Raw genomic sequence first — 21624 nt, 5'->3', positions numbered from 1 at the left:
CGTCGTGCAGATGAACATGATCCAGGCGATCAACAGCGCGCTGGACGTGATGATGGGTCGTGACCCGGATGTGGTCGTGATGGGCGAGGATGTCGGCTATTTCGGCGGCGTCTTCCGCGCGACGGCCGGGTTGCAGCAGAAATATGGCAATCACCGGGTGTTCGACACGCCGATCACCGAATGCGGGATCATCGGCGTGGCGGTGGGCATGGGCGCCTATGGGCTGCGGCCGGTGCCGGAAATCCAGTTTGCCGACTATATCTATCCGGCGCTGGACCAGTTGGTGTCGGAGGCGGCGCGGCTGCGCTATCGCTCGGCGGGGGAGTTCATCTCGCCCATGACCGTGCGGTCGCCCTTTGGCGGCGGGATTTTCGGCGGGCAGACGCACAGCCAGTCGCCCGAGGGCATCTTCACCCATGTGTCGGGGGTGAAGACGGTCATCCCCTCGACGCCCTATGATGCCAAGGGGCTGCTGATCGCGGCGATCGAGGATAATGATCCGACGATCTTCTTCGAACCCAAGCGCATCTATAACGGGCCGTTCGACGGGCATTATGATACGCCCGCGAAGAGCTGGGCCGGGCATAGCCAAGCGCAGGTGCCGACGGGCTATTATCGCGTGCCGCTGGGCGAAGCGCGGGTGGCGCGGGCAGGCGAGGCGCTGACCGTGCTTTGCTATGGCACGATGGTGCATGTGGTGGAGAACACCATTGCCGAGATGGGCGTGGATGCGGAAATCCTCGATCTACGGACGCTGGTGCCGCTGGACATTGAGGCGATCGAGCAGTCGGTGCGCAAGACCGGGCGCTGCCTGATTGTGCATGAGGCGACGCGGACCAGCGGTTTTGGCGCGGAATTGATGGCGCAGGTGCAGGAGCGCTGCTTCTACCATCTCGAAGCGCCGATCGAGCGCGTGACCGGCTTCGACACGCCTTATCCGCATAGTCTGGAATGGGCTTATTTTCCGGGGCCGGTGCGCATTCGCGAAGCCATCAACAAGATTTTGAAGGATTGAGGGGCTGTCATGGCGCTTTTTACATTCAAGTTGCCGGACATCGGTGAGGGCATCGCGGAAGCGGAGATCGTCGGCTGGCATGTGAAGGTCGGTGACCGGGTCGAGGAAGACCAGCCGATAGCCGACATGATGACCGACAAGGCGACGGTGGAGATGGAAAGCCCGGTCGCGGGCACGGTGGTCCGGCTGGCGGGCGAGCCGGGGCAGCAGATCGCCATCGGGTCGATGCTGGTGGAGATTGAGACGGAGGGGGAGGGTGAGGCTTCTTCCAAGGCCGAGGAAGCGGCTCCCGCGCCAGCACCCCTCCCCAATGTGGAGGAATCGGGGAAGGGCGACGAGTCAAGCGAACCCGCTCCTGTTATTACAGAAGCAAAGCCGACAGTGCCGACGCCCTCCCCGATGGAGAAGGGGGCTATTAAGACGGAAGTTCTCGCTTCCCCCGCCGTTCGGGCTCGGGCGAAGGAATTGGGGATCGATCTGAGCCAGGTGAAGCCGAGCGGCGATCATATCCGGCATTCCGACCTCGACGCCTTCCTGCTCTATGGTTCGGGGCAGGGCTATCGGCCTGCGGGGCGGTCGACCAAGCGCGCCGATCAGGAAGTCAAGGTCATCGGCCTGCGCCGTCGCATTGCCGAGAATATGGCTGCCTCCAAGCGCGCCATCCCGCATTTCTCCTATGTCGAGGAAATCGACGTCACCGCGCTGGAGGAAACCCGCGAGCAGTTGAACGCCAATCGTGGGGAGCGGCCCAAGCTCACCATGCTGCCGCTGCTGATCGCGGCGATTTGCCGGGCGTTGCCGGAATTTCCGATGCTCAACGCCCGCTATGACGATGAGGCGGGCGTGGTGACGCGCTATGGCTCCGTGCATATGGGCATTGCGACGCAGACCGATGCGGGGCTGATGGTGCCGGTGATCCGGGACGCGCAGGACCGCAATGTCTGGCAGCTTGCGGCGGAGATCAGGCGGCTGGCCGACGCGGCGCGGACGGGCAAGGCGAAGTCGGAGGAGCTGTCAGGCTCTACGCTGACGCTGACATCGCTGGGGCCACTGGGCGGGGTGGCGACGACGCCGGTCATCAACCGGCCGGAAGTCGCGATCATCGGACCCAACCGCATCATCGAGCGGCCGGTGTTCCGGGGCAAGGAAGTGGTGCCCGCCAAGCTCATGAACCTGTCGATCAGTTGCGACCATCGCGTGGTGGATGGTTGGGACGCGGCGAGCTTCGTTCAGGCGGTGCGGAAGCTGCTGGAAACGCCGGTTCTGCTGTTTGCGGATTAGGATTTTGGGGTTGGTTTAGGCACGCTTTGGGTGGGAAGCGGACGGTCTACTTCGTACCGCTTTTCTTGAAGCGCATCGTGCTCCTGCGAAGGCAGGAGCCCAGTTCTTATGGTGCGATGATCCACAAGCGGCGGAACTGGGTTCCTGCCTTCGCAGGAACACGTATCACTTAATGGCTTGCATTGGCCATTTCCGGCCAAATTCCTGCATGCCTTAACGAACCGTTGCGCGGTAGCTGAGGCGGCCGCTCTCGCCGGGCGTGATCTCGTCGGGCACGGTCCAGCGGACATGAGTGATGTCGGCGGGGATAGCGCGGCGGATGCCGCCCAGCGCGGTCGGCAGCCAGAAATCGGTGAGGCGGCCCCAATGGGCGCCGCCGTCGACCGAAACCTGCATCGCGGGATTGCTGAGGTCGAGCTGGGCGCCGCGTGGAACGGCGTTGGTGACGGCCAGGTTGCGGACGGGACGGCTGCCTTCGTTGCGCCAGTTGACCACCAATATCAGTTGGTCGCCTGATCCGGCACGGTCCGCGCTTTGCAGGATGCGGCGGGCGCGGCCGTTGATGTCGGTGCTCACCCGCTCGACGAACATTTGCGTGTCCAGCCTGATTCCCTGCCGGATATCCTGTCGGCTCTGGGCCATTTGCGGCGCGCCGATACAGGCCAAAGCGATGAGCCACCCCACCGATTTCATGCCAATCCCCCGTCTCTTTGTGGGCCGAATGTGGCAGCCAAGTGCCGAAGATTTGGTTAAAACCTTGTTTCCCTTGCTATCTGCCTGTTTCGCTGATGTAAATTGACGGGCGCAAATGGACGGGCCTAAATAGAGGGGCTGGGGCCGCCGGTGAGATAAGGACGGCGGCGCGGGGATATTTCACGGGTGACACCTCAGGAACAGCAGGAGATCAACAGACGGCGGGACCGGCTGTTGGCGTCGATCGCGCTGACGACGGGAATCGGGCTGGTCCTGGCCATGCCCTTCGCCTTGCGCGAGGGGGCGGAGTTTTTTCTGCCGCTGACCGCCGCGCTGGTGATCGCGATCGCGCTGGTGCCCTTTCTGGAGTGGATGGAGCGGCGGCGGGTGCCATCGGCCCTTGCGGCGCTGACGGCGGTGATAGCCTTCCTCATTGTGGCGAATACGGCCTTGGTGCTGATCATCGTGCCGGCGGCGGACTGGTTTCGTCTCTTGCCTGAGCGCCTGCCCAAGATTCAGAATAATCTGGCGCCGCTGATCGACTTTTATTCGCAGCTTCAGCGCTTCGTGGATGAAACGGTGCGGATGCTGGCGACGGGGCCGGTGGCGGCGGCGCAGACGGCGGCGGTGGATGCGCCCCGGTCGCTGCTGCAATTTGCCGCGACCTCTGCGCCTTCGGCCATCATCCAGATGGTGTTCGCGATGCTCATCATCTATTTTTTCCTGGCCGGTTGGACGAAGCTGCGGCGGCGGACGATCAACAGCCGGGAGAGTTTCGACGGCGCCATGGCGGTGGCGCGGGTGATCCAGAATGTCGTGGATGCGACCTCTGCCTATGTGCTGACCATCGCGACGATCAATCTGTGCCTGGGGCTGGCGGTCGCCTTTGCGCTTTGGCTGATCGGCATGCCGTCGCCGCTGATGTGGGGCGGGATCGTCGCGCTGCTGAACTTCGTGCCCTATTTCGGGCCGATGCTGGTCGCCGTGCTGCTGGCGCTCGGCGGCCTGATGGTGTTCGACGATGTGTGGAAGGCGCTGCTGCCCGCCGCGCTCCAGATCGGCTTTCATCTGGTGGAGGCCAATTTCGTGACGCCGACGATTCTCGGGCGGCGGCTGACGATGAATCCGCTGCTGATTCTGGTGTCGCTGACCTTTTGGGGCTGGGTGTGGGGGACGCCGGGAGCCTTGCTGGGCGTACCGCTGCTGATCATCATCCAGACCGTCGTTTCGGCGGCCGGAACGCCCGATATTGCCGGTTTCCTGTTCGAGCGCGGCACGCTGACAGTGTCCCCGCGCAAAGAAAATGACGAAAGCCGTGAAACTGATGTTGCAGGCAGTTGACAGGGGGAACCGGGCCGCATAGATGCCCGCCCACACCGAACGCGGGTGTAGCTCAGTTGGTTAGAGCGCCGGCCTGTCACGCCGGAGGTCGCGGGTTCGAGCCCCGTCACTCGCGCCACTTTCCTTAAGGGCAAGTGGATGGTTTTTCAGATCAGCATCGTCTGGTGGCTTCATGAGGCCGCGCCAAGATGCCGCCCTGCGCGGGTGTAGCTCAGTTGGTTAGAGCGCCGGCCTGTCACGCCGGAGGTCGCGGGTTCGAGCCCCGTCACTCGCGCCATTCTCTTCGGATCGAGTTTGGCTGGAGCCAGCTTCCCCCATTTTCGTCATGCCAGCGAAAGCTGTGATCTCGTGAAGCTAGATCGTGCCATCTCGACGGAGATGACAGCTTTCGCTGGCATGACGATGAAGGTGGTAAGGGGGGCTTAAAAACCTCGCCAACGTCCCGTCTCCATCCAGGCCAGCAGGCGCCGCAGCGGCAAGACCAAAATCCAGATCAGGCCAAGGAAAATATAAACCGGCACCTGCACGACCATCGGCAACCGCCCGATCAGGCCGGAAAGGCTGCCGACCAGCACCGCCCAGAGCGCGATCAGGCCCAGGATGATGAACATGCCCGCCGGTTTGCGCCAGCTCGGCTTGTAGACGTGCCGGGGCTCGATGCTCATGCCTCTTCGCCTTCGATCAGTTCGATTTCGGTCAGGATCAGGTGCAACGGCAAGTCCCATGGATCGGCGGGCAGGGCGTCATGTTCCTGCACCGACCAGGCAAGGCCTATGCGCAGGGCATCGGGATAACGCGCGAAAATGCGATCATAATAGCCGCCGCCTTGTCCCAGCCGGTTCATTGCCCGGTCAAAGCCGATCAGTGGGGCGATGATGACGTCGGGAACCACCGGATCACCCGCGGCTTGCGGGTGGCTGGTGCCGAACAGGCCGGGGAAAAGTTGATCCTCCGGGCGCCAGCTCAGGAAATCCATGCTGCCCAGGCGATCGATGACGCGGGGCAGGGCGAGTGTCTTGCCAAAGGCTTGCAGGGGCGCGGCCAGCCGCTGGGCCGGGGCTTCGTCATCCAGCCCCATATAGAGAGCCACGACTTGCGCATCGGCCAGCCGCCGGGCGAGCGGGGAGGGGATCACCTTGAACGCCAGCCGGTGCGCCAGCGGATCGAGCGAGGCCACGAAAGCGCGCCGCCTTTCCCGGGCGATCGCGCGCAGGGTCGCCTTTTCGGTGTCGTCGCTCATCTTGGGGCCTTAGGTCGGGGAAATGGGGCTTGGAGGGAGGAGGGTGACGGGACCGCCTCGGCCGTTTGCTGGAAGATCCTCTGACGCCTCAACGTCAGGTGGGAACCATGTAGATCGGGCCGGAACCCGCCCAGGGACAGCCCCCGTGGATGTGATTATCGCCTCAGGGATGTTCGCTAAAGCTCGTACCGCGCAGTACCCGTCACCTTCCTATCTAGGCTTCGGGCGCGGCTGCGACAAGCCTTTCGCGCAGCTTTTCTATGCGGGCGGCGAGGGATTCGAGCGCGCGGACGGCGGGTTCGTCCTCCGGCTCCAGCGCCAGGGTCTGCTGGCGGCCGATCGCCTCGCGCTTCAGGTCGTTGAGTTCGTCCGCCAGGAAAAGCGCGGCGAACAGCAGGGTGCGCACTTCGGTCAGGCCCGGCGTGTTCTGCTGGGCAAGGCGGGCCTTGCGTTCGATCAGATTGGCGAGATGCGCCAGATGCGCTTCCTCGCCGTCGCGGCAGCGCAGGTCATAGACGCGCCCGGCGATGTGCAATGTGGTTTCAGCCACCGGCCTGCCCCTTCAATTCGGTGATGAGACTGTCCAGCGATTGCAGCGCCGCTCGGGCAGCCGCAGCATCAACGCCGGAGGAAGTTTCAAAGGAGGCGGCCGACGAAAAGCCGTTCACATCCTGTTCGAGCTGGTCGATCGCGCGCTCCAGCGTGCGGATCGCCTGCATCATGCGGTCGCTTGCCATGTTCTCACGCATAGACAAAGTTTTCGCCGCGCAAAAGCAGTCATTCGGCGGCTTGGCGTACCCAGGGGGCCGCCCGTGGTTGACGCCTTGTCCCTGAGTCGACAAAGGGAGCGCAAACTCGACTCGACGGCCTGAACAGGGGGCCGGTTGAAAAGCCAGGAAAGACGCCGCTTCGATGACCGTTTCCGAAAAGTCCCTCGCCAACGCCATTCGGGCGCTTTCCATGGACGCGGTGCAGGCCGCCAACAGCGGCCATCCCGGCATGCCGATGGGCATGGCGGACGTCGCCACCGTGCTGTTCAAGGATTATCTGAAGTTCGATCCGAAGGCGCCGAAATGGGCCGACCGCGACCGCTTCGTGCTGTCGGCGGGCCATGGGTCGATGCTGATCTATTCGTTGCTGCACCTGACCGGCTATGCCAAGCCGACGATCGAGGACATCGCGAACTTTCGTCAGCTCAGTAGCCCCTGTGCCGGGCATCCTGAGAATTTCGAGCTGGCGGGCGTGGAAGCGACCACCGGGCCGCTGGGTTCCGGCCTTGCCACTGCGGTCGGCATGGCGATTGCCGAACGGCATCTGAATGCGCAGTTCGGTGACGAGATCGTCGACCACCGGACATGGGTGCTGGCGGGCGACGGCTGCCTGATGGAAGGCATCAACCATGAAGCGATCGGTCTGGCGGGGCATCTGAATCTGGGCCGCCTGATCGTGCTGTGGGACGACAACAAGATCACGATCGACGGCTCGATCGACCTGTCGAGCAGCGAGGATGTGCGGGCGCGCTATGCCGCGACCGGCTGGCATGTCGTGTCCTGCGACGGTCATGACGTGGCCGACGTGCGCCGCGCCATCGATGAGGCGCTGGCCGATCCGCGTCCGTCGCTGGTCGCCTGCGCCACCAAGATCGGCTATGGCGCGCCCAACAAGGCGGGCACTTCGGGCGTTCATGGCTCGGCCCTGGGCGAGGCGGAAGTCGCTGCGGCCCGTGAGTTCCTTGGCTGGACGGCTGAGCCTTTCGTCATTCCCGAGGATATCGCCGCCGCCTGGCAGGCCATTGGCGCGAAGGGTGCGGATGCGCATGCGACTTGGGCCGATCGCCTGGGCAGCAACGGGCAGAAGGCGGAGTTCGAGCGGCGCATGGCTGGCGAACTGCCCGCCGATTTCTCGCTCGACGCCTATATCGACACGCTGATCGCCAATCCGCAGAAGGTCGCCACCCGCAGGGCGAGCGAACTGGCGCTGGGTGCGATCAACGATCTGCTGCCCGAAACGCTGGGCGGATCGGCGGACCTCACCGGCTCCAACAACACCAAGACCAAGTCGACCGGGCCGCTGACCAGGGACGATTATTCGGGCCGCTATGTCTATTACGGCATTCGCGAATTCGGCATGGCCTGCGCGATGAACGGCATGGCGCTGCATGGCGGCGTCATTCCCTATGGCGGCACCTTCCTTGTGTTCTCCGACTATATGCGGGGCGGTATTCGTCTTGCGGCGCTCCAGCAGATCCGCGCCATCCATGTGCTGACCCATGATTCCATCGGTCTGGGCGAGGACGGTCCGACCCACCAGCCGATCGAGCATGTCATGTCGCTGCGTATGATCCCCAATCTCGACGTCTATCGTCCGGCGGATATCGTCGAGACGGCGGAGTGCTGGGAACTGGCGTTGAAGGACGCGACTGGCCCGTCGGTGTTGGCGCTGACCCGTCAGAACCTGCCGCAGCTTCGCACTGAGAAGGCGGGCGAAAATCTGTCGGCCAAGGGCGCCTATCGCCTGAAGGCCGCGACCGCCGAGCGCAAGGTGGTGCTGGTCGCCACCGGGTCGGAGGTCGAAATCGCCGTCGCCACCGCCGCGCTGCTGGAAGAGCAGGGCATCGGCGCGGACGTCGTCTCCATGCCGAGCTGGGCGCATTTCGACGCGCAGCCGCAGGCGTATAAGGATGATCTCCTTCCGCACCATGTCCTGCGCGCTTCGATCGAGGCAGGGACGACCTTCGGCTGGGAGCGTTATGTCGGCATCGCCGGGCTGCGTTTCGGCATCGACACGTTCGGCGCCTCGGCCCCGGCGGAAGTGCTCTACGATCATTTCGGCCTGACCGCCGCCAAGATCGCGCCGCAGATCGCGGCCGCGCTCGACTGAAATTCAAACCAACCGGGAGATAACAGCAGTGGCAACGAAGGTAGCAATCAACGGTTTCGGCCGCATCGGCCGTCTGGTCGCCCGTGCGATCCTGTCGCGCACCGACCATGATCTGGAACTGGTGAGCATCAACGACCTGGGCGATGCCAAGTCCAATGCCCTGCTGTTCAAGCGCGATTCCGTGCACGGCAACTGGGCCGGTGAAGTCAGCGTCGACGGCAATTTCCTGGTCATCGACGGCAAGCGTATCGCCGTGACGGCCGAACGTGACCCGGCGAACCTGCCGCATGCCGCGCAGGGCGTCGACATCGCTCTCGAATGCACCGGCATTTTCGCTGACAAGGCGAAGGCGAGCGCGCATCTGACCGCCGGCGCCAAGCGCGTGGTGATCTCCGCTCCCGCCACCGGCGTCGACAAGACCGTGGTGTTCGGCGTCAATCATGAAACGCTGAGCGCCGACGACGTGGTGATCTCGAACGCGAGCTGCACCACCAACTGCCTCGCTCCGCTGGCGAAGGTCCTGCACGATGCCGTGGGCATCGATAAGGGCTTCATGACCACGATCCACAGCTACACCAACGACCAGAACACGCTGGACCAGCTCCACAAGGACATGCGCCGCGCCCGCGCCGCCGCCGTGTCGATGATCCCGACCACCACCGGCGCCGCCCGCGCCGTGGGTGAGGTTCTGCCGGAACTCAAGGGCAAGCTGGACGGCTCTTCGGTTCGCGTGCCGACGCCGAACGTCTCGGTCGTCGACCTGAAGTTCATCGCCAAGCGTTCGACCACCGTTCAGGAAGTCAACGAACTACTGAAGGCGGCTTCGGAAGCTGGCCCGCTCAAGGGCGTGCTCGGCTATTCGGACGAGCCGCTGGTGTCGATCGACTATAATGGCGATGCCCGCAGCTCGACCGTCGACAGCCTGGAAACGGCGGTCATCGACGGCACGCTGGTCCGCGTGCTGAGCTGGTATGACAATGAATGGGGTTTTTCGAACCGCATGATCGACACGACCGGCGTCGTGGCGAAGTTCCTCTAAGACCCGATAGCCCCGCCGGACCATCCGGCGGGGTTTTTGATCACTGATTATATTTTACTGCCAGCACAGGGAGCGATCATGGCAAAGCCGTTCAAGACACTCGACGACATGGGAGACATCACGGGCAAGGTGGTGTTGGTGCGCGAGGATCTGAACGTGCCGATGCAGGATGGCTCCGTGTCCGACGACACCCGCCTGCGCGCGGCGATGCCGACGGTGCTGGAACTGGCCGACCGGGGCGCGAAGGTGCTGATCCTTGCCCATTTCGGCCGTCCCAAGGGGCAGAAGAACCCGGAATATTCGCTCTCGAAGATCACCCGGCCGCTCTCGGCCGTGCTGGGCCGGGAAGTGCAGTTCATCCCCGATTGCCAGGGGGAAGCGGCGGTTGATGGCATTGCAGTGATGCGGCCGGGCGATATCGCGATCCTGGAAAATACCCGCTTCCATGCTGGTGAAGAGAAGAACGATCCCGCACTGGCCGAGGCGATGGCGGCGATTGGCGATCTCTATGTGAATGACGCTTTCTCCGCAGCGCACCGCGCCCATGCCTCGACCGAGGGGCTGGCGCACAAGCTGCCTGCCTTTGCTGGGCGTTCGATGGAGAAGGAACTGGATGCGCTCCAGGCGGCGCTGGGCGAGCCGGTGAAGCCGGTCGCGGCGGTCGTCGGCGGCGCCAAGGTTTCGACCAAGCTCGACGTGCTGAACAACCTGGTCGCGAAGGTCGATCATCTGATCATCGGCGGCGGCATGGCCAACACCTTCCTCCATGCGCGCGGGGTCGATGTCGGCAAATCGCTGTGCGAGAAGGATCTGGCCGAGACAGCCGATGCGATTTTCGACAAGGCGGAGGCCGCCGGCTGCACCATCCATCTGCCCTATGACGTGGTGGTGTCGAAGGAATTTGCGGCCAATCCGCCCAGCTTGCGCACCTGCAATGTGCATGAGGTGGCTGAGGATGAGATGATCCTCGATGTCGGCCCCGCTGCTGTGGAGGCATTGGGCGATGCGCTCAAGAACTGCCGGACGCTGGTGTGGAACGGCCCGCTCGGCGCGTTCGAGATCGCGCCGTTCGACAAGGCGACCGTGGCGCTGGCCAAGACCGCTGCGGCGCTCACCAAGGAAGGCGGCCTGACGTCCGTCGCAGGCGGCGGCGATACCGTCGCGGCGCTCAACCATGCGGGCGTGGCGGGCGATTTCAGCTTCGTTTCGACCGCTGGCGGCGCTTTCCTGGAGTGGATGGAAGGCAAGGAACTGCCCGGCGTCAAGGCGTTGATGGCCTGAACCAGATTGCGGGGCCGGCTTTGGAGAGTGGCTGGTCCGGCTCGACCGTGGACGCCGTGCAAGGCGTCCTACCCCTAGACGCGCTGCCGGGAGGGCGGCGCATCCAACAAAGAGGTATGTGCAGATGCAGTTCGAGGACATGAAGGCGAAGATCGAGGGCGGCAACGGCTTCATCGCGGCGCTCGACCAGAGCGGTGGTTCGACGCCCAAGGCGTTGAAGGGCTATGGCATCGAGGAAGACGCCTGGACCAGCGAAGAAGAGATGTTCGGCCTGATTCACGCCATGCGCAGCCGCATCATCACCTCGCCGGTCTTTTCGGGTGAGAAGGTGCTGGGCGCGATCCTGTTCGAGCGCACCATGGACGGCGAAGCCGGCGGCAAGTCCGTGCCGCAGGCGCTGATCGAGCGCGGCGTGGTGCCCTTCATCAAGATCGACAAGGGTCTTGAGGACGAGGCGAACGGCGTCCAGTTGATGAAGCCGAACCCCGGTCTGGACACGCTGCTGCACCGCGCCAAAGCTTTGGGCGTGTTCGGCACCAAGGAGCGTTCGGTCATCAACCTCGCCAATCGCGAAGGCATTGCCGCCGTCGTGAAGCAGCAGTTTGAAGTCGGCAGCCAGGTTCTGGCCGCCGGTCTGGTTCCGATCATCGAGCCGGAAGTCAACATCAAGAGCCCCGAACGCGCCGAGGCCGACCAGATTCTGCTGGAGGAAACCCTCAAGAATCTCGACGCGCAGCCGGGCGACGACAAGGTGATGCTGAAACTGTCGCTGCCCACCAAGGCCGGGCTGTTCGACCCGTTGGTCGATCATCCCCGCGTGCTGCGGGTCGTCGCTCTGTCGGGCGGCTTCTCGCGCTCGGAGGCCTGTGTCGAGCTGGCGAAGAATCGCGGCATCATCGCCAGCTTCAGCCGCGCGCTGCTGAACGATCTGCGTCACCAGATGAGCGAAGATGAGTTCAACGCCTCGCTGGGCGAAGCGATCGACGAGATCCACGGCGCGTCGACCCGGAAGGTGGCCTGATCCGATAAAGGAGCCGCCGGTGCCTAGAGCGTTTTCTAAGCAGATAGAAACGGCAGTTCGGCGAAGCCAATCATCTGCTAACTCGGAAAACGCGGCAAAACAAATGCCTAGAGCAGCCGATCCGATGCAATCGGGTCGGATGCTGCTCTAGACACCGGCGGCTTCCTTCAAAATGCGGGCGTCGATGATCGCCTGCGCGTCATAATCATTGTTGAAATAGGGCCAGACGGTCCGATCCTCAGGATCCTGCACCTTCATCCATTCGGCCCAATCCATCAGCCTCTCGCGCGAATAGCCGCCACGATATTTGCCGTTGGTGCCGATGCCAATCGGACATAGGCGGTGGCGTCACGCAAAAGGCAGCGCCACCGTGTCGAATTGTTCGGCGTAGAAGGCGAACCAGTTTTTCGCCGCCATCTTCTCCGGGTAGAAGCGCCCGCGTCAATCCCGATAATTCCAGCCTGGGCAACCGATCCTGATCAGGGAGGGAGAAACGTTGCCGGGGCGGGATAGGCTCCGCTCTTTTCCAACCCGCCCAAAAGCGGCTAAGGCGATGGCATGACCGATTTCACAGATGAAGAACTGGCCCTCGATCCGAATTTCGCTGACCGCTTCGAGCAGGGCTTTCGCCCGGCCTGTCAGCTCTATCTGATCTCGGCGCCGGTAATCGAGGCGGGCTTTGTCGAGAGCCTGAAGGCCGCCTTGGACGGAGGCAGCGTCGCGGCTTTCCAGTTGCGGTTGAAGGGTCTGGACGACGACGCCATCGCCCGCGCCGCCGAGCCGCTGCAAAAACTCTGCGCCGAGCGGAACGTCGCCTTCATCATCAACGACAGCATGGCCCTTGCCAAGCGGCTGGGCGCGGATGGGGTGCATCTGGGGCAAGGCGACGGTGATCCGCGAGAGGCTCGCAAGCTGCTGGGGCCATCGGTGCAGATCGGCGTCACCTGCCATGACAGCCGCCATCTGGCGATGGAGGCGGGCGAGGCGGGGGCGGATTATGTCGCTTTTGGAGCCTTTTATCCGACCATGACCAAGGAAACCCTTCACCGGCCCGATCCGTCGATCCTGGGCTGGTGGACCGCGCTGTTCGAGCTGCCCTGCGTCGCCATTGGCGGGATCACGGCGGACAATGCCGCGCCGTTGGTGAAGGCGGGGGCGGATTTTCTGGCGGTCAGCGGGGCGGTGTGGAGCCATCCGGATGGCCCGCTGGCAGGCGTGGCGGCATTTGGGGCGGTGCTGGCACGGAAATAAAAACCGTGCCGCCATACTCCTGCGAAGGCAGGAACCCAGTCCTGCTGCTGGTTCTTTATCGCAATGCCTGAACTGGACTCCTGCCTTCGCAGGAGCACGGCGGGAAAGCGAGGCAGGCAGCTTTCTCGCACTTTGCGCGTTTTCTCTTCCACAATCGGGAGAGTATCGCCTTGAAAAACCATGCCCTGATCCTCGCGCTGCTGTGCTCAGCCTGTAACATGACCGTTACGGAAGCGGATGAAAGCGCCCCGTCAAATGCTGCCTCCCATCAACCGAAGCAGGCGGCGCGTCCCGCCGCACCCGCCAGCGAACCCTACGCCTTCGTCGTCGTGCCGGAACCGGCGGGCGCGCCTGCACTGGTAGAAGCGGTGCTCCAGGCGCAGGTGGCGCTCGACCGGGCGGGCTTTTCGCCGGGCGTGCTGGATGGAAAGGAGGGCATGTCCTTCACCAGCGCGCTCAAGGGATTTCAGGAGGCCAGGGGGCTGCCGCAGACCGGGCAATATGATGAGGCGACGGCCAAAGCGCTGTTGGGCGAGCGGCCTCAGCCCGCGACATGGCTGGTGAAGATTCCTTCAGGGTTCGCCAAGGGGCCGTTCTTCGCGGTTCCCAAGGATCTGAACGATCAGGCGAAGCTGCCGGCGCTGGGCTATCGCAACCTGCTGGAGAAGCTGGCCGAGCGGTTCCACACCAGGCCGGAGGTGCTGATGACGCTCAACCGGCCCGATGCCAGGGTCGGCGCGGGCACCACTGTCCGCGTGCCGGCGATCGCGAACCAGCCGGTGGCGCGGATCGAAGGGGATGAGCGGGACTGGGGCGAGACGCTTGCGAGTCTGGGTGTCGCCAAGGAGCAGCCGCAGGCCGACCATATCGTGGTGGACAAATCGGACGGGCTGCTGCGCGCCTATGATGCGCAGAACCGGCTGATCGCGCAGTTCCCCGCCACCACGGGGTCGCAGCATGATCCGCTGCCGATCGGAACATGGGAAATCAAGGGGTTGAGCCGCAATCCTGACTTTCACTATAATCCGGACCTGTTCTGGGATGCCTCTTCCACCGACCAGAAGGCGGTGTTGAAGCCGGGGCCCAATGGCCCTGTCGGCGTGGTGTGGATCGACCTGTCCAAACCGCATTATGGCATTCACGGCACGCCCGAGCCGCAGACGATCGGGCGGACGGAAAGCCATGGCTGCATTCGCCTGACCAATTGGGATGCGGCGCGGCTGGCGCAGATGGTGCAGTCCGGCGTCAAGGCGGTGTTCCAGCCATGAGGGCGCGCGGCTGGGCGGGGATCGGGTTTGCCGTCCTGCTCAGCGTGGCCTTTCTGCGGCTGTGCGTGCGGATCGTGCCGGCGGATGGGCCGAGCGAGAGGACGCCATCGCGTCCCGCCGCGGCGGAAGCCGGTGCATTGCTGATCCCGGTGGAGGGCGTTCCGCCGACCGCGCTCACCGACACCTTCACCCAAGCCCGCGCCAACGGCGCGCGGCCGCATGACGCGATCGACATCATGGCGGCGCGGGGCAGGGCGGTATTGGCGGCGGCGGATGGGCGGATCGAAAAGCTGTTCTGGAGCGAGGAGGGCGGACGAACCGTTTACGAGCGGTCGTCCGACGGGCGGCATATCTATTATTATGCACATCTGGACGGCTATGCGCCGGGTCTGCGGGAAGGACAGGCGCTCCGGCGCGGGCAGCGGATCGGTACTGTCGGCAGCAGCGGCAATGCCGATCCATCGGCGCCGCACCTCCACTTTGCGGTGCATGAGATGGGGACGGGCGAGCCATGGCATGGCGGGCGGGCGATCAACCCCTATCCCTTGCTGGCAAAGCCGCGATAGGATGCTCCCTCTTGCCCTTCGGCCCTTCCCGATGTAAGGGCGCGGCCAGCCTCCAGAGGCCGGCTCTTTTCACCTTCAGACATATAGGCAGGCTCTTCCCATGAAGATCAGCGGCGTCGAGATTCGTCCCGGCAACAACATCGAATATGACGGCAGCCTGTGGCGCGCCGTGAAGATCCAGCACACGCAGCCCGGCAAGGGCGGCGCCTATATGCAGGTGGAACTCAAGAATCTGATCGACGGACGCAAGAACAACGTCCGCTTCCGCTCCGCCGAGACGGTCGAGCGCATCCGCCTCGACACCAAGGATTTCCAGTATCTCTATGCCGAGGGCGACATGCTCGTCTTCATGGATACCGAAACCTATGAGCAGATCAATCTGCCGCTGGACCTGATCGGTGACGCCGCCGCCTTCCTGCAGGACGGCATGATGGTCATCCTCGAAATGTATGAGGAGCGCCCGATCTCCGTGCAGTTGCCCGAAACGATCGAAGCGACGGTCGTGGAGGCGGACGCCGTGGTGAAGGGCCAGACCGCTTCGGCCAGCTACAAGCCCGCCATCCTCGATAATGGCGTGCGCGTCATGGTGCCGCCGCACATCGTCACCGGCACGCGCATCGTCGTCGATGTGTACGAACGCGAATATGTAAAGCGCGCGGACTGATAATCATTCACCCCTCCCGCAGGCGGGAGGGGCAAGGGGGTGGGTGGCGAGCGCAAGCGAGCCTTTCCGCCCCTTCCTTTTTTAGCGCCGCTGACGCGGCGGCCCACCCCCGGCCCCTCCCGCTTGCGGGAGGGGGGAGAAAAGAAAATGGTTTCCCATTCAGGCCTTCTGACCGTCATGGAACGCGCCGCGCGCAAGGCCGGCTCCAAGCTGCGCCGCGACTTTGGCGAGGTCGAACATCTCCAGGTGTCGCGCAAGGGACCGGCGGACTTCGTGTCCAAGGCTGACCAGCAGGCGGAAAAGACCCTGGTCGAGGAATTGCAGAAGGCGCGTCCCGATTGGGGTTTCCTGCTGGAAGAGGGCGGGGAGATCGCCGGCGATCCGGGCAAGCCGCGCTGGATCATCGATCCGCTCGACGGCACCAGCAATTTCCTGCACGGCATCCCGCATTTCGCCATCTCGATCGCGGTCGAGGAGCCGCTCTACGGCGGCAAGCGGGAGGTCACCACCGGCCTGATCTACCAGCCTGTCACCGACGAAAGCTATTGGGCGGAAAAGAGCCGGGGCGCCTGGCGGCATGACCAGCGTCTGCGCGTGTCGGCGCGGCGGGACATGGGGGAGTGCCTGATCGCGACCGGCATCCCATTCATGGGCCATGGCGATTTTGCCCAGTGGACGCGCATCTTCGGCGCCGTGGCGCCTTCGGTCGCGGGCATTCGTCGCTTCGGCGCGGCGTCGCTCGACCTCGCCCATGTCGCTTCCGGGCGCTATGACGGCTTTTGGGAAAGCGGATTGCAGCCCTGGGATGTCGCGGCGGGCCTGCTGATGGTGCGGGAAGCGGGCGGCTTCGTCTCGGACTTCCGCGGCGGCGACCAGGCGATCGAGCGCAAGGAAGTCATTGCGGGTAACGACGCCATCCACAGCAAATTGCATAAGCTGGTGGCTGGCGCGCTGCGTTGAAGTCACGGTTTTGGTGACGCGATCGGCCCGCTGCAATTGTTGCGAATCATTCTCATGCCTCCGGGCCTTGCTTCGCATATGCAGCGGGCCTAAAGCGCGCCCGTAAATCATTTTCGCCCAGGGGACTCCGTTGGTCGATCTAGCCCAATATCTGCCGATCCTGATCTTTCTCGGGATCGCCTTGCTGCTTTCGAGCGCATTTGTGTTCCTGCCGATGCTCGTGGGGCGCCTGACCGGCTCTCATCAGCCCGACCCGGCCAAGCTTAGCGAATATGAATGCGGTTTCCCCGCCTTTGAAGAACCGCGCAGCCAGTTCGACGTGCGTTTCTACCTCGTCGCCATCCTGTTCATCATCTTCGATCTGGAAGCGGCGTTCCTTTATCCCTGGGCGGTCAGCCTCGACCAGATCGGCTGGGCCGGCTGGGCGACGATGATGATCTTCATAGCGGAGCTGGTGCTCGGCCTCGTCTATGCGTGGAAGAAGGGAGCACTCGATTGGGAGTAGAACTTGACCGTCCGGTTCCTGGCACGCTGTTGCCGGCCGGCACGCAGCCCGACCAGGATTTCTTCAACGCGCTGAGCAGCGAAGTCAGTGACAAGGGTTTCCTCGTCACCTCGACCGAGGAACTGTTCCAGTGGGCCCGCACCGGCTCGCTATGGTGGATGACCTTCGGCCTGGCTTGCTGCGCGGTGGAAATGATCCACGTCAACATGCCGCGCTATGACATGGAGCGCTTCGGCGCCGCGCCGCGCGCGTCCCCGCGTCAGTCGGACGTGATGATCGTCGCGGGAACGCTGTGCAACAAGATGGCTCCCGCGTTGCGCAAGGTTTACGATCAGATGTCCAATCCGAAATATGTGATTTCGATGGGCAGCTGCGCGAACGGCGGCGGCTATTATCACTACAGCTATTCGGTAGTGCGCGGCTGCGACCGCATCGTGCCGGTCGATATCTATGTGCCGGGTTGCCCGCCGACCGCAGAGGCCTTGCTCTACGGCATCATGCAGTTGCAGCGGAAGATCCGCCGGATCGGGACGGTTGAGCGTTAATATGGGTCATTCTGCTCCTAAGATCGCGAACCCGGAAGGGATCGCGCAGGAAATCGCCGGGCTGCTGGGATCGATGCTGGTCGAGACCGTCGACCATGCCGATGAGCTGAGCTTCACCGTCGTGCGCGAAAAGCTGGCCGATGCGATGATCCTGTTGCGGGATCGCGGGCAATATCAGCAGCTCATGGAAATCGCCGGAGTCGATTATCCCGATCGTCCGGACCGTTTCGAGGTCTGCTATCATCTGCTCAGCGTCACGCGGAACCATCGTGTCCGCGTGAAGGTATCCACCGATGAGGACACGCCCGTTCCCACCGTCACGCATCTCTGGCCGGTTGCCGGCTGGCTGGAGCGTGAGGTGTTCGACATGTACGGCGTCATCTTCGAAGGCAATGCCGACCTGCGCCGCATCCTGACCGACTATGGCTTCAAGGGGCACCCGCAGCGCAAGGATTTCCCGCTGACCGGCTATGTCGAGTTGCGCTATTCCGAGGAGGACAAGCGGGTGGTCTATGAGCCGGTGAAGCTGGCGCAGGACTTCCGCAGCTTCGACTTCATGAGCCCGTGGGAAGGCGCGCAATATGTGCTGCCGGGCGATGAAAAGGCGCCGCCGCCTGCTGCGCCCGCTCCCACGCCCAAGACGACGGACAAAACCGGCGTCAGCGGGGCAGGGGAGCCGACCGACAGCGCCGCGAACAAAAAGTCCGAGGACAAGGCCTGATGTCGGATTATCTGGAAAAGCTGGATCACCTCACCGACGCGGCGGACCCGACGCTCGGCGATACGGAGATCCAGAACTACACGATCAACTTCGGCCCGCAGCACCCTGCGGCGCACGGCGTGCTGCGTCTGGTCATGGAGCTGGACGGCGAAATCGTCGAGCGCTGCGACCCGCATGTCGGCCTGCTGCATCGCGGCACCGAGAAGCTGATCGAATATAAGACCTATATGCAGGCGCTGCCCTATTTCGACCGGCTGGACTATTGTTCGCCGCTCGGCATGGAGCACTCCTACGTTCTGGCCATCGAGAAGCTGCTGGATCTGGAAGTGCCGCTGCGCGCGCAATATCTGCGCGTGTTCTTCGCGGAACTGACCCGCATCTGCAATCATATGCTGAACCTCGGTTCGCACGTCATGGACGTCGGCGCGATGACGCCGAACCTGTGGCTGTTCGAAATCCGCGAGGACTGCCTCAACTTCTTCGAGCGCGCTTCGGGCGCCCGCATGCACTCGGCCTATTTTCGGCCGGGCGGCGTGCATCAGGATGTGCCGCTCAAGCTGCTGACCGACATTGCCGACTGGCTCGACACCCGTCTGCCGCGCCTGTTCGAGGATGCGATGAGCCTGGTGGTCGACAACCGCATCTTCAAGCAGCGCAATGTCGATATCGCGGTCGTTTCCAAGGAAGATGCTCTCAAATGGGGCTTCTCCGGTCCGATGATCCGTGGTTCGGGCATCCCCTGGGATATTCGTAAGGCGCAGCCCTATGACGTCTATGACCGGATGGACTTCGATATTCCGGTCGGCACCAACTATGACTGCTATGACCGCTTCATGGTGCGCGTCGAGGAAGTCCGCCAGTCTGCGCGGATCATGAAGCAGTGCCTCAATGAAATGCCGGAAGGGCCGATCGCCAGCTTCGATCGCAAGGTCTCCCCGCCCAAGCGCGGCGAGATGAAGCGCTCGATGGAAGCGCTGATCCACCATTTCAAGCTCTATACCGAAGGCTTCCACGTGCCCGCGGGCGAAGTCTATGTGGCGACCGAAAGCCCCAAGGGCGAGTTCGGCGTCTATCTGGTCGCGGACGGCTCCAACAAGCCCTATCGCTGCAAGATCCGCCCGACCGCCTTCTCGCACCTTCAGGCGATGGATTTCATGATGAAGGGCCACATGCTGGCCGATACCACCGCTGTCCTGGGCGCCATGGACATCGTGTTTGGAGAATGTGACCGCTAATGGCTGACGCAGTTCATATCCCGGACGAGGCCGAGACCCGCGCGCGCTGGGGCGCGTTTGCGTGGACGGCGCAGAACGCCGAACAGGCGAAGAAGGTCATTGCCCGCTATCCTGCCGGCCGTCAGCAGTCGGCGGTGATGCCGCTGCTCGATCTGGCCCAGCGTCAGGTGGGCGCGGAAACGCAGACGAACGGCTGGCTGCCGGTGCCGGTGATGGAATATATCGCTGACCAACTCGAAATGCCCTATATGCGCGTTTACGAGGTCGCGACCTTCTACACCATGTATAACCTCGCGCCGGTCGGCCGCTATCATGTGCAGGTCTGCGGCACGACGCCCTGCATGTTGCGCGGGTCGGACGATGTGTTCTCGGCCTGCAAGAACAAGGGTCTGGTGAAGGGCTGCACGACGCCGGACGGCCTCTTCACCCTGACCGAGGTCGAGTGTCTGGGCGCCTGCGCCAACGCACCGATGGTCCAGATCAACGACGATAATTTCGAAGACCTGACCTATGACAGCATGAGCGCGATCCTCGACGATCTCGCCGCTGGCAAGCAGCCCAAGATCGGTCCGCAGATCGATCGCCAGACGAGCTGCCCTGAAGGCGGTCCGACCACGCTCAAGGAGATGGTTGGCGAAAATCATGATTATCGGGGGGAGTGGGCGTGAACATGACCACCTATCCTCCGTTCGCCCTGAGCCTGTCGAAGGGCCAGCCTGAGCTTGTCGAAGGCTACAACACCTCACTTCGTTCGGTGGAAGGCTTCGACGAGCTCAGCCCGAATGGTTTTGGAGTTTCGGCATGAGCGACGTCATCGCACCCCTTGCCGACAAGGATCGCATCTTCACCAACGTCTATGGCTTCCAGGATTGGGGCATCGACGCGGCGATGAAGCGCGGCGATTGGGATAATACCAAGAAGCTGCTGGAAATCGGCCAGGACGAAATCATCGAGCGCATCAAGGCTTCGGGCCTGCGCGGTCGTGGTGGCGCGGGCTTCCCGACCGGCATGAAGTGGAGCTTCATGCCCAAGGAAAGCAAGGATGGCCGTCCGAGCTTCTTGGTCATCAACGCCGACGAATCCGAGCCGGGTTCGTGCAAGGACCGTGAGATCATCCGCCACGATCCGCACAAGCTGATCGAAGGCGCGCTGGTTGCCGGTTTCGCGATGCGCGCCCGCGCGGCGTACATCTACATCCGCGGCGAGTTCATCTACGAGGCGAAGATACTCTTCGCCGCCGTCCAGCAGGCCTATGAAAAGGGCTTTCTCGGCAAGAATGCCTGCGGTTCGGGCTATGATTTCGACGTCTTCGTCCATCGCGGCGCGGGCGCCTATATCTGCGGCGAGGAAACCGCGCAGATCGAAAGCCTGGAAGGCAAGAAGGGCCAGCCGCGCCTTAAGCCGCCTTTCCCGGCGGGCGCGGGCCTTTATGGCTGCCCGACCACGGTGAACAATGTGGAATCGATCGCGGTGGCGCCGACGATCCTGCGCCGTTCGCCGGAATGGTTCGCCAGCTTCGGCCGCGAGAACAACAAGGGCACCAAGCTCTTCCAGATCAGCGGCCATGTGAACAAGCCCTGCGTCGTCGAAGAATCGATGGGCATCAGCTTCAAGGAACTGATCGACCGGCATTGCGGCGGCATTCGCGGCGGTTGGGACAATCTGCTCGCGGTTATCCCCGGCGGGTCGTCGGTTCCGCTGGTTCCCGCCGCGCAGATCATGGACGCGCCGATGGATTTCGACGGGCTGCGTGGCGTCGGCTCCGGCCTTGGCACGGCCGCCGTCATCGTCATGGACAAGTCGACCGACATCGTCCGCGCCATTTCGCGCCTCTCCTATTTCTACAAGCATGAGAGCTGCGGCCAATGCACGCCCTGCCGCGAAGGCACCGGCTGGATGTGGCGCGTGATGGAGCGGCTGCGTTCGGGCGATGCGGATATCAGCGAAATCGACATGCTCCAGCAGGTGACCAAGCAGGTCGAAGGCCACACCATCTGTGCGCTCGGCGACGCGGCGGCCTGGCCGATCCAGGGGCTGATCCGGCACTTCCGTCCGGAAATCGAGCGCCGGATCAACGAAAACAAGGGTAGCGCCCCCGTCATGGAGGCAGCGGAGTAA

25 protein-coding genes and 2 tRNA genes are annotated in these 21624 nt (G+C 63.4%); 21 read left to right on the top strand and 6 right to left on the bottom strand.

The features are described from left to right. Window positions 1-10 precede the first annotated feature (10 nt). On the top strand, window positions 11-1015 hold the full coding sequence (locus VVT58_RS07990) for an alpha-ketoacid dehydrogenase subunit beta (protein WP_327753713.1): 1005 nt from the start codon (window positions 11-13) through the stop codon (window positions 1013-1015). Window positions 1016-1024: 9 nt separating this feature from the next. Next, the gene (locus tag VVT58_RS07985) at window positions 1025-2296 is read left to right on the top strand and encodes a dihydrolipoamide acetyltransferase family protein (RefSeq protein ID WP_327753469.1); all 1272 of its coding nucleotides are present in this window, start codon (window positions 1025-1027) and stop codon (window positions 2294-2296) included. Window positions 2297-2509: 213 nt separating this feature from the next. Here VVT58_RS07985 and VVT58_RS07980 read toward each other — a convergent pair whose 3' ends face one another. Then, window positions 2510-2989 (bottom strand): hypothetical protein, encoded by a 480-nt coding sequence (locus VVT58_RS07980; protein WP_327753470.1) that lies wholly within the window; start codon window positions 2987-2989, stop codon window positions 2510-2512. A gap of 186 nt (window positions 2990-3175) precedes the next feature. Between VVT58_RS07980 and VVT58_RS07975 the strand changes: the two genes are divergently transcribed. The 3 genes from VVT58_RS07975 to VVT58_RS07965 all read left to right on the top strand — a co-directional run bounded on the left by VVT58_RS07975 (window position 3176) and on the right by VVT58_RS07965 (window position 4607). Next, the gene (locus tag VVT58_RS07975) at window positions 3176-4330 is read left to right on the top strand and encodes an AI-2E family transporter (RefSeq protein WP_066555717.1); all 1155 of its coding nucleotides are present in this window, start codon (window positions 3176-3178) and stop codon (window positions 4328-4330) included. Between the two features lie 41 nt (window positions 4331-4371). Beyond that, window positions 4372-4448: transfer RNA gene (locus tag VVT58_RS07970), tRNA-Asp, on the top strand. Between the two features lie 82 nt (window positions 4449-4530). Next, a tRNA-Asp gene (locus VVT58_RS07965) sits at window positions 4531-4607 on the top strand. A 145-nt stretch (window positions 4608-4752) separates the two neighbouring features. On the opposite strand, the gene VVT58_RS07960 is transcribed toward VVT58_RS07965, so the two are convergent. From VVT58_RS07960 to VVT58_RS07945, 4 genes are all read right to left on the bottom strand, one after another. After that, window positions 4753-4995, bottom strand: coding sequence for a DUF2842 domain-containing protein (locus VVT58_RS07960; protein WP_327753472.1), 243 nt, complete (start codon window positions 4993-4995; stop codon window positions 4753-4755). After that, window positions 4992-5570, bottom strand: coding sequence for a 5-formyltetrahydrofolate cyclo-ligase (locus tag VVT58_RS07955; protein ID WP_327753473.1), 579 nt, complete (start codon window positions 5568-5570; stop codon window positions 4992-4994). The genes VVT58_RS07960 and VVT58_RS07955 overlap by 4 nt, the downstream gene beginning before the upstream one ends. 214 nt (window positions 5571-5784) lie before the next feature. After that, window positions 5785-6120: a cell division protein ZapA gene (locus VVT58_RS07950; RefSeq protein ID WP_327753474.1), complete on the bottom strand. Its 336-nt coding sequence runs from the start codon at window positions 6118-6120 to the stop codon at window positions 5785-5787. Next, window positions 6113-6307, bottom strand: coding sequence for a hypothetical protein (locus tag VVT58_RS07945; protein ID WP_327753475.1), 195 nt, complete (start codon window positions 6305-6307; stop codon window positions 6113-6115). The genes VVT58_RS07950 and VVT58_RS07945 overlap by 8 nt, the downstream gene beginning before the upstream one ends. Before the next feature lie 175 nt (window positions 6308-6482). On the opposite strand from VVT58_RS07945, the gene tkt reads away from it, so the two are divergent. The 4 genes from tkt to VVT58_RS07925 all read left to right on the top strand — a co-directional run bounded on the left by tkt (window position 6483) and on the right by VVT58_RS07925 (window position 11791). Next, window positions 6483-8450, top strand: coding sequence for a transketolase (tkt, locus tag VVT58_RS07940; RefSeq protein WP_327753476.1), 1968 nt, complete (start codon window positions 6483-6485; stop codon window positions 8448-8450). 28 nt (window positions 8451-8478) lie between these two features. Continuing rightward, window positions 8479-9489, top strand: coding sequence for a type I glyceraldehyde-3-phosphate dehydrogenase (gap, locus tag VVT58_RS07935; RefSeq protein ID WP_327753477.1), 1011 nt, complete (start codon window positions 8479-8481; stop codon window positions 9487-9489). A gap of 78 nt (window positions 9490-9567) precedes the next feature. Continuing rightward, window positions 9568-10770, top strand: coding sequence for a phosphoglycerate kinase (locus tag VVT58_RS07930; RefSeq protein WP_327753479.1), 1203 nt, complete (start codon window positions 9568-9570; stop codon window positions 10768-10770). Between the two features lie 124 nt (window positions 10771-10894). Beyond that, window positions 10895-11791: a fructose bisphosphate aldolase gene (locus tag VVT58_RS07925; protein ID WP_066555730.1), complete on the top strand. Its 897-nt coding sequence runs from the start codon at window positions 10895-10897 to the stop codon at window positions 11789-11791. Window positions 11792-11938: 147 nt separating this feature from the next. On the opposite strand, the gene VVT58_RS07920 is transcribed toward VVT58_RS07925, so the two are convergent. Continuing rightward, window positions 11939-12115 carry a DUF72 domain-containing protein gene (locus VVT58_RS07920; protein ID WP_352000038.1) on the bottom strand — a complete coding sequence of 59 codons (177 nt, stop codon included), beginning with the start codon at window positions 12113-12115 and terminating at the stop codon, window positions 11939-11941. Between the two features lie 234 nt (window positions 12116-12349). On the opposite strand from VVT58_RS07920, the gene thiE reads away from it, so the two are divergent. The 12 genes from thiE to nuoF all read left to right on the top strand — a co-directional run bounded on the left by thiE (window position 12350) and on the right by nuoF (window position 21624). Beyond that, window positions 12350-13042, top strand: a complete 693-nt coding sequence (gene thiE, locus VVT58_RS07915) for a thiamine phosphate synthase (RefSeq protein WP_327753480.1) — start codon at window positions 12350-12352, stop codon at window positions 13040-13042. Window positions 13043-13212: 170 nt separating this feature from the next. Continuing rightward, window positions 13213-14310 carry a L,D-transpeptidase family protein gene (locus tag VVT58_RS07910; RefSeq protein WP_327753481.1) on the top strand — a complete coding sequence of 366 codons (1098 nt, stop codon included), beginning with the start codon at window positions 13213-13215 and terminating at the stop codon, window positions 14308-14310. Next, the gene (locus tag VVT58_RS07905; protein ID WP_327753482.1) at window positions 14307-14876 is read left to right on the top strand and encodes a M23 family metallopeptidase; all 570 of its coding nucleotides are present in this window, start codon (window positions 14307-14309) and stop codon (window positions 14874-14876) included. The genes VVT58_RS07910 and VVT58_RS07905 overlap by 4 nt, the downstream gene beginning before the upstream one ends. Before the next feature lie 100 nt (window positions 14877-14976). Then, complete coding sequence (gene efp / locus VVT58_RS07900; RefSeq protein ID WP_066555738.1) at window positions 14977-15540, top strand: elongation factor P; 564 nt, start codon at window positions 14977-14979, stop codon at window positions 15538-15540. Between the two features lie 147 nt (window positions 15541-15687). Further along, the gene (locus tag VVT58_RS07895) at window positions 15688-16500 is read left to right on the top strand and encodes an inositol monophosphatase family protein (RefSeq protein WP_066555739.1); all 813 of its coding nucleotides are present in this window, start codon (window positions 15688-15690) and stop codon (window positions 16498-16500) included. A gap of 130 nt (window positions 16501-16630) precedes the next feature. Next, the gene (locus tag VVT58_RS07890; RefSeq protein ID WP_176596035.1) at window positions 16631-17005 is read left to right on the top strand and encodes an NADH-quinone oxidoreductase subunit A; all 375 of its coding nucleotides are present in this window, start codon (window positions 16631-16633) and stop codon (window positions 17003-17005) included. After that, window positions 16996-17550 carry an NADH-quinone oxidoreductase subunit B family protein gene (locus VVT58_RS07885; protein ID WP_066555741.1) on the top strand — a complete coding sequence of 185 codons (555 nt, stop codon included), beginning with the start codon at window positions 16996-16998 and terminating at the stop codon, window positions 17548-17550. The genes VVT58_RS07890 and VVT58_RS07885 overlap by 10 nt, the downstream gene beginning before the upstream one ends. Window position 17551: 1 nt before the next feature. Next, window positions 17552-18271, top strand: coding sequence for an NADH-quinone oxidoreductase subunit C (locus VVT58_RS07880; protein WP_327753483.1), 720 nt, complete (start codon window positions 17552-17554; stop codon window positions 18269-18271). Beyond that, window positions 18271-19506: an NADH-quinone oxidoreductase subunit D gene (locus tag VVT58_RS07875; RefSeq protein ID WP_327753484.1), complete on the top strand. Its 1236-nt coding sequence runs from the start codon at window positions 18271-18273 to the stop codon at window positions 19504-19506. Before VVT58_RS07880 ends, VVT58_RS07875 begins: the two co-directional genes overlap by 1 nt. Beyond that, window positions 19506-20174, top strand: coding sequence for an NADH-quinone oxidoreductase subunit NuoE (nuoE, locus tag VVT58_RS07870; protein WP_327753485.1), 669 nt, complete (start codon window positions 19506-19508; stop codon window positions 20172-20174). The genes VVT58_RS07875 and nuoE overlap by 1 nt, the downstream gene beginning before the upstream one ends. After that, window positions 20171-20311 (top strand): hypothetical protein, encoded by a 141-nt coding sequence (locus VVT58_RS07865; protein ID WP_327753736.1) that lies wholly within the window; start codon window positions 20171-20173, stop codon window positions 20309-20311. The genes nuoE and VVT58_RS07865 overlap by 4 nt, the downstream gene beginning before the upstream one ends. Continuing rightward, window positions 20308-21624, top strand: coding sequence for an NADH-quinone oxidoreductase subunit NuoF (nuoF, locus tag VVT58_RS07860; protein WP_327753486.1), 1317 nt, complete (start codon window positions 20308-20310; stop codon window positions 21622-21624). The genes VVT58_RS07865 and nuoF overlap by 4 nt, the downstream gene beginning before the upstream one ends.

Origin of the sequence: Sphingobium sp. SJ10-10, assembly GCF_036038995.2 — a bacterium.
Taxonomy (GTDB): domain Bacteria; phylum Pseudomonadota; class Alphaproteobacteria; order Sphingomonadales; family Sphingomonadaceae; genus Sphingobium.
This window is presented reverse-complemented; position numbering and strand designations above follow the sequence as displayed.

Excerpts from the sequence above, each read along its gene's own strand:
- VVT58_RS07990 (WP_327753713.1), top strand. The coding sequence starts at position 11 with ATGAACATGATCCAGGCGATCAACAGCGCGCTGGACGTGATGATGGGT.
- VVT58_RS07985 (WP_327753469.1), top strand. The coding sequence starts at position 1,025 with ATGGCGCTTTTTACATTCAAGTTGCCGGACATCGGTGAGGGCATCGCG.
- VVT58_RS07980 (WP_327753470.1), bottom strand. The coding sequence starts at position 2,989 with ATGAAATCGGTGGGGTGGCTCATCGCTTTGGCCTGTATCGGCGCGCCG.
- VVT58_RS07960 (WP_327753472.1), bottom strand. The coding sequence starts at position 4,995 with ATGAGCATCGAGCCCCGGCACGTCTACAAGCCGAGCTGGCGCAAACCG.
- VVT58_RS07955 (WP_327753473.1), bottom strand. The coding sequence starts at position 5,570 with ATGAGCGACGACACCGAAAAGGCGACCCTGCGCGCGATCGCCCGGGAA.
- VVT58_RS07945 (WP_327753475.1), bottom strand. The coding sequence starts at position 6,307 with ATGGCAAGCGACCGCATGATGCAGGCGATCCGCACGCTGGAGCGCGCG.
- tkt (WP_327753476.1), top strand. The coding sequence starts at position 6,483 with ATGACCGTTTCCGAAAAGTCCCTCGCCAACGCCATTCGGGCGCTTTCC.
- VVT58_RS07930 (WP_327753479.1), top strand. The coding sequence starts at position 9,568 with ATGGCAAAGCCGTTCAAGACACTCGACGACATGGGAGACATCACGGGC.
- VVT58_RS07925 (WP_066555730.1), top strand. The coding sequence starts at position 10,895 with ATGCAGTTCGAGGACATGAAGGCGAAGATCGAGGGCGGCAACGGCTTC.
- thiE (WP_327753480.1), top strand. The coding sequence starts at position 12,350 with ATGACCGATTTCACAGATGAAGAACTGGCCCTCGATCCGAATTTCGCT.
- VVT58_RS07905 (WP_327753482.1), top strand. The coding sequence starts at position 14,307 with ATGAGGGCGCGCGGCTGGGCGGGGATCGGGTTTGCCGTCCTGCTCAGC.
- efp (WP_066555738.1), top strand. The coding sequence starts at position 14,977 with ATGAAGATCAGCGGCGTCGAGATTCGTCCCGGCAACAACATCGAATAT.
- VVT58_RS07895 (WP_066555739.1), top strand. The coding sequence starts at position 15,688 with ATGGTTTCCCATTCAGGCCTTCTGACCGTCATGGAACGCGCCGCGCGC.
- VVT58_RS07880 (WP_327753483.1), top strand. The coding sequence starts at position 17,552 with ATGGGTCATTCTGCTCCTAAGATCGCGAACCCGGAAGGGATCGCGCAG.
- VVT58_RS07875 (WP_327753484.1), top strand. The coding sequence starts at position 18,271 with ATGTCGGATTATCTGGAAAAGCTGGATCACCTCACCGACGCGGCGGAC.
- nuoE (WP_327753485.1), top strand. The coding sequence starts at position 19,506 with ATGGCTGACGCAGTTCATATCCCGGACGAGGCCGAGACCCGCGCGCGC.
- nuoF (WP_327753486.1), top strand. The coding sequence starts at position 20,308 with ATGAGCGACGTCATCGCACCCCTTGCCGACAAGGATCGCATCTTCACC.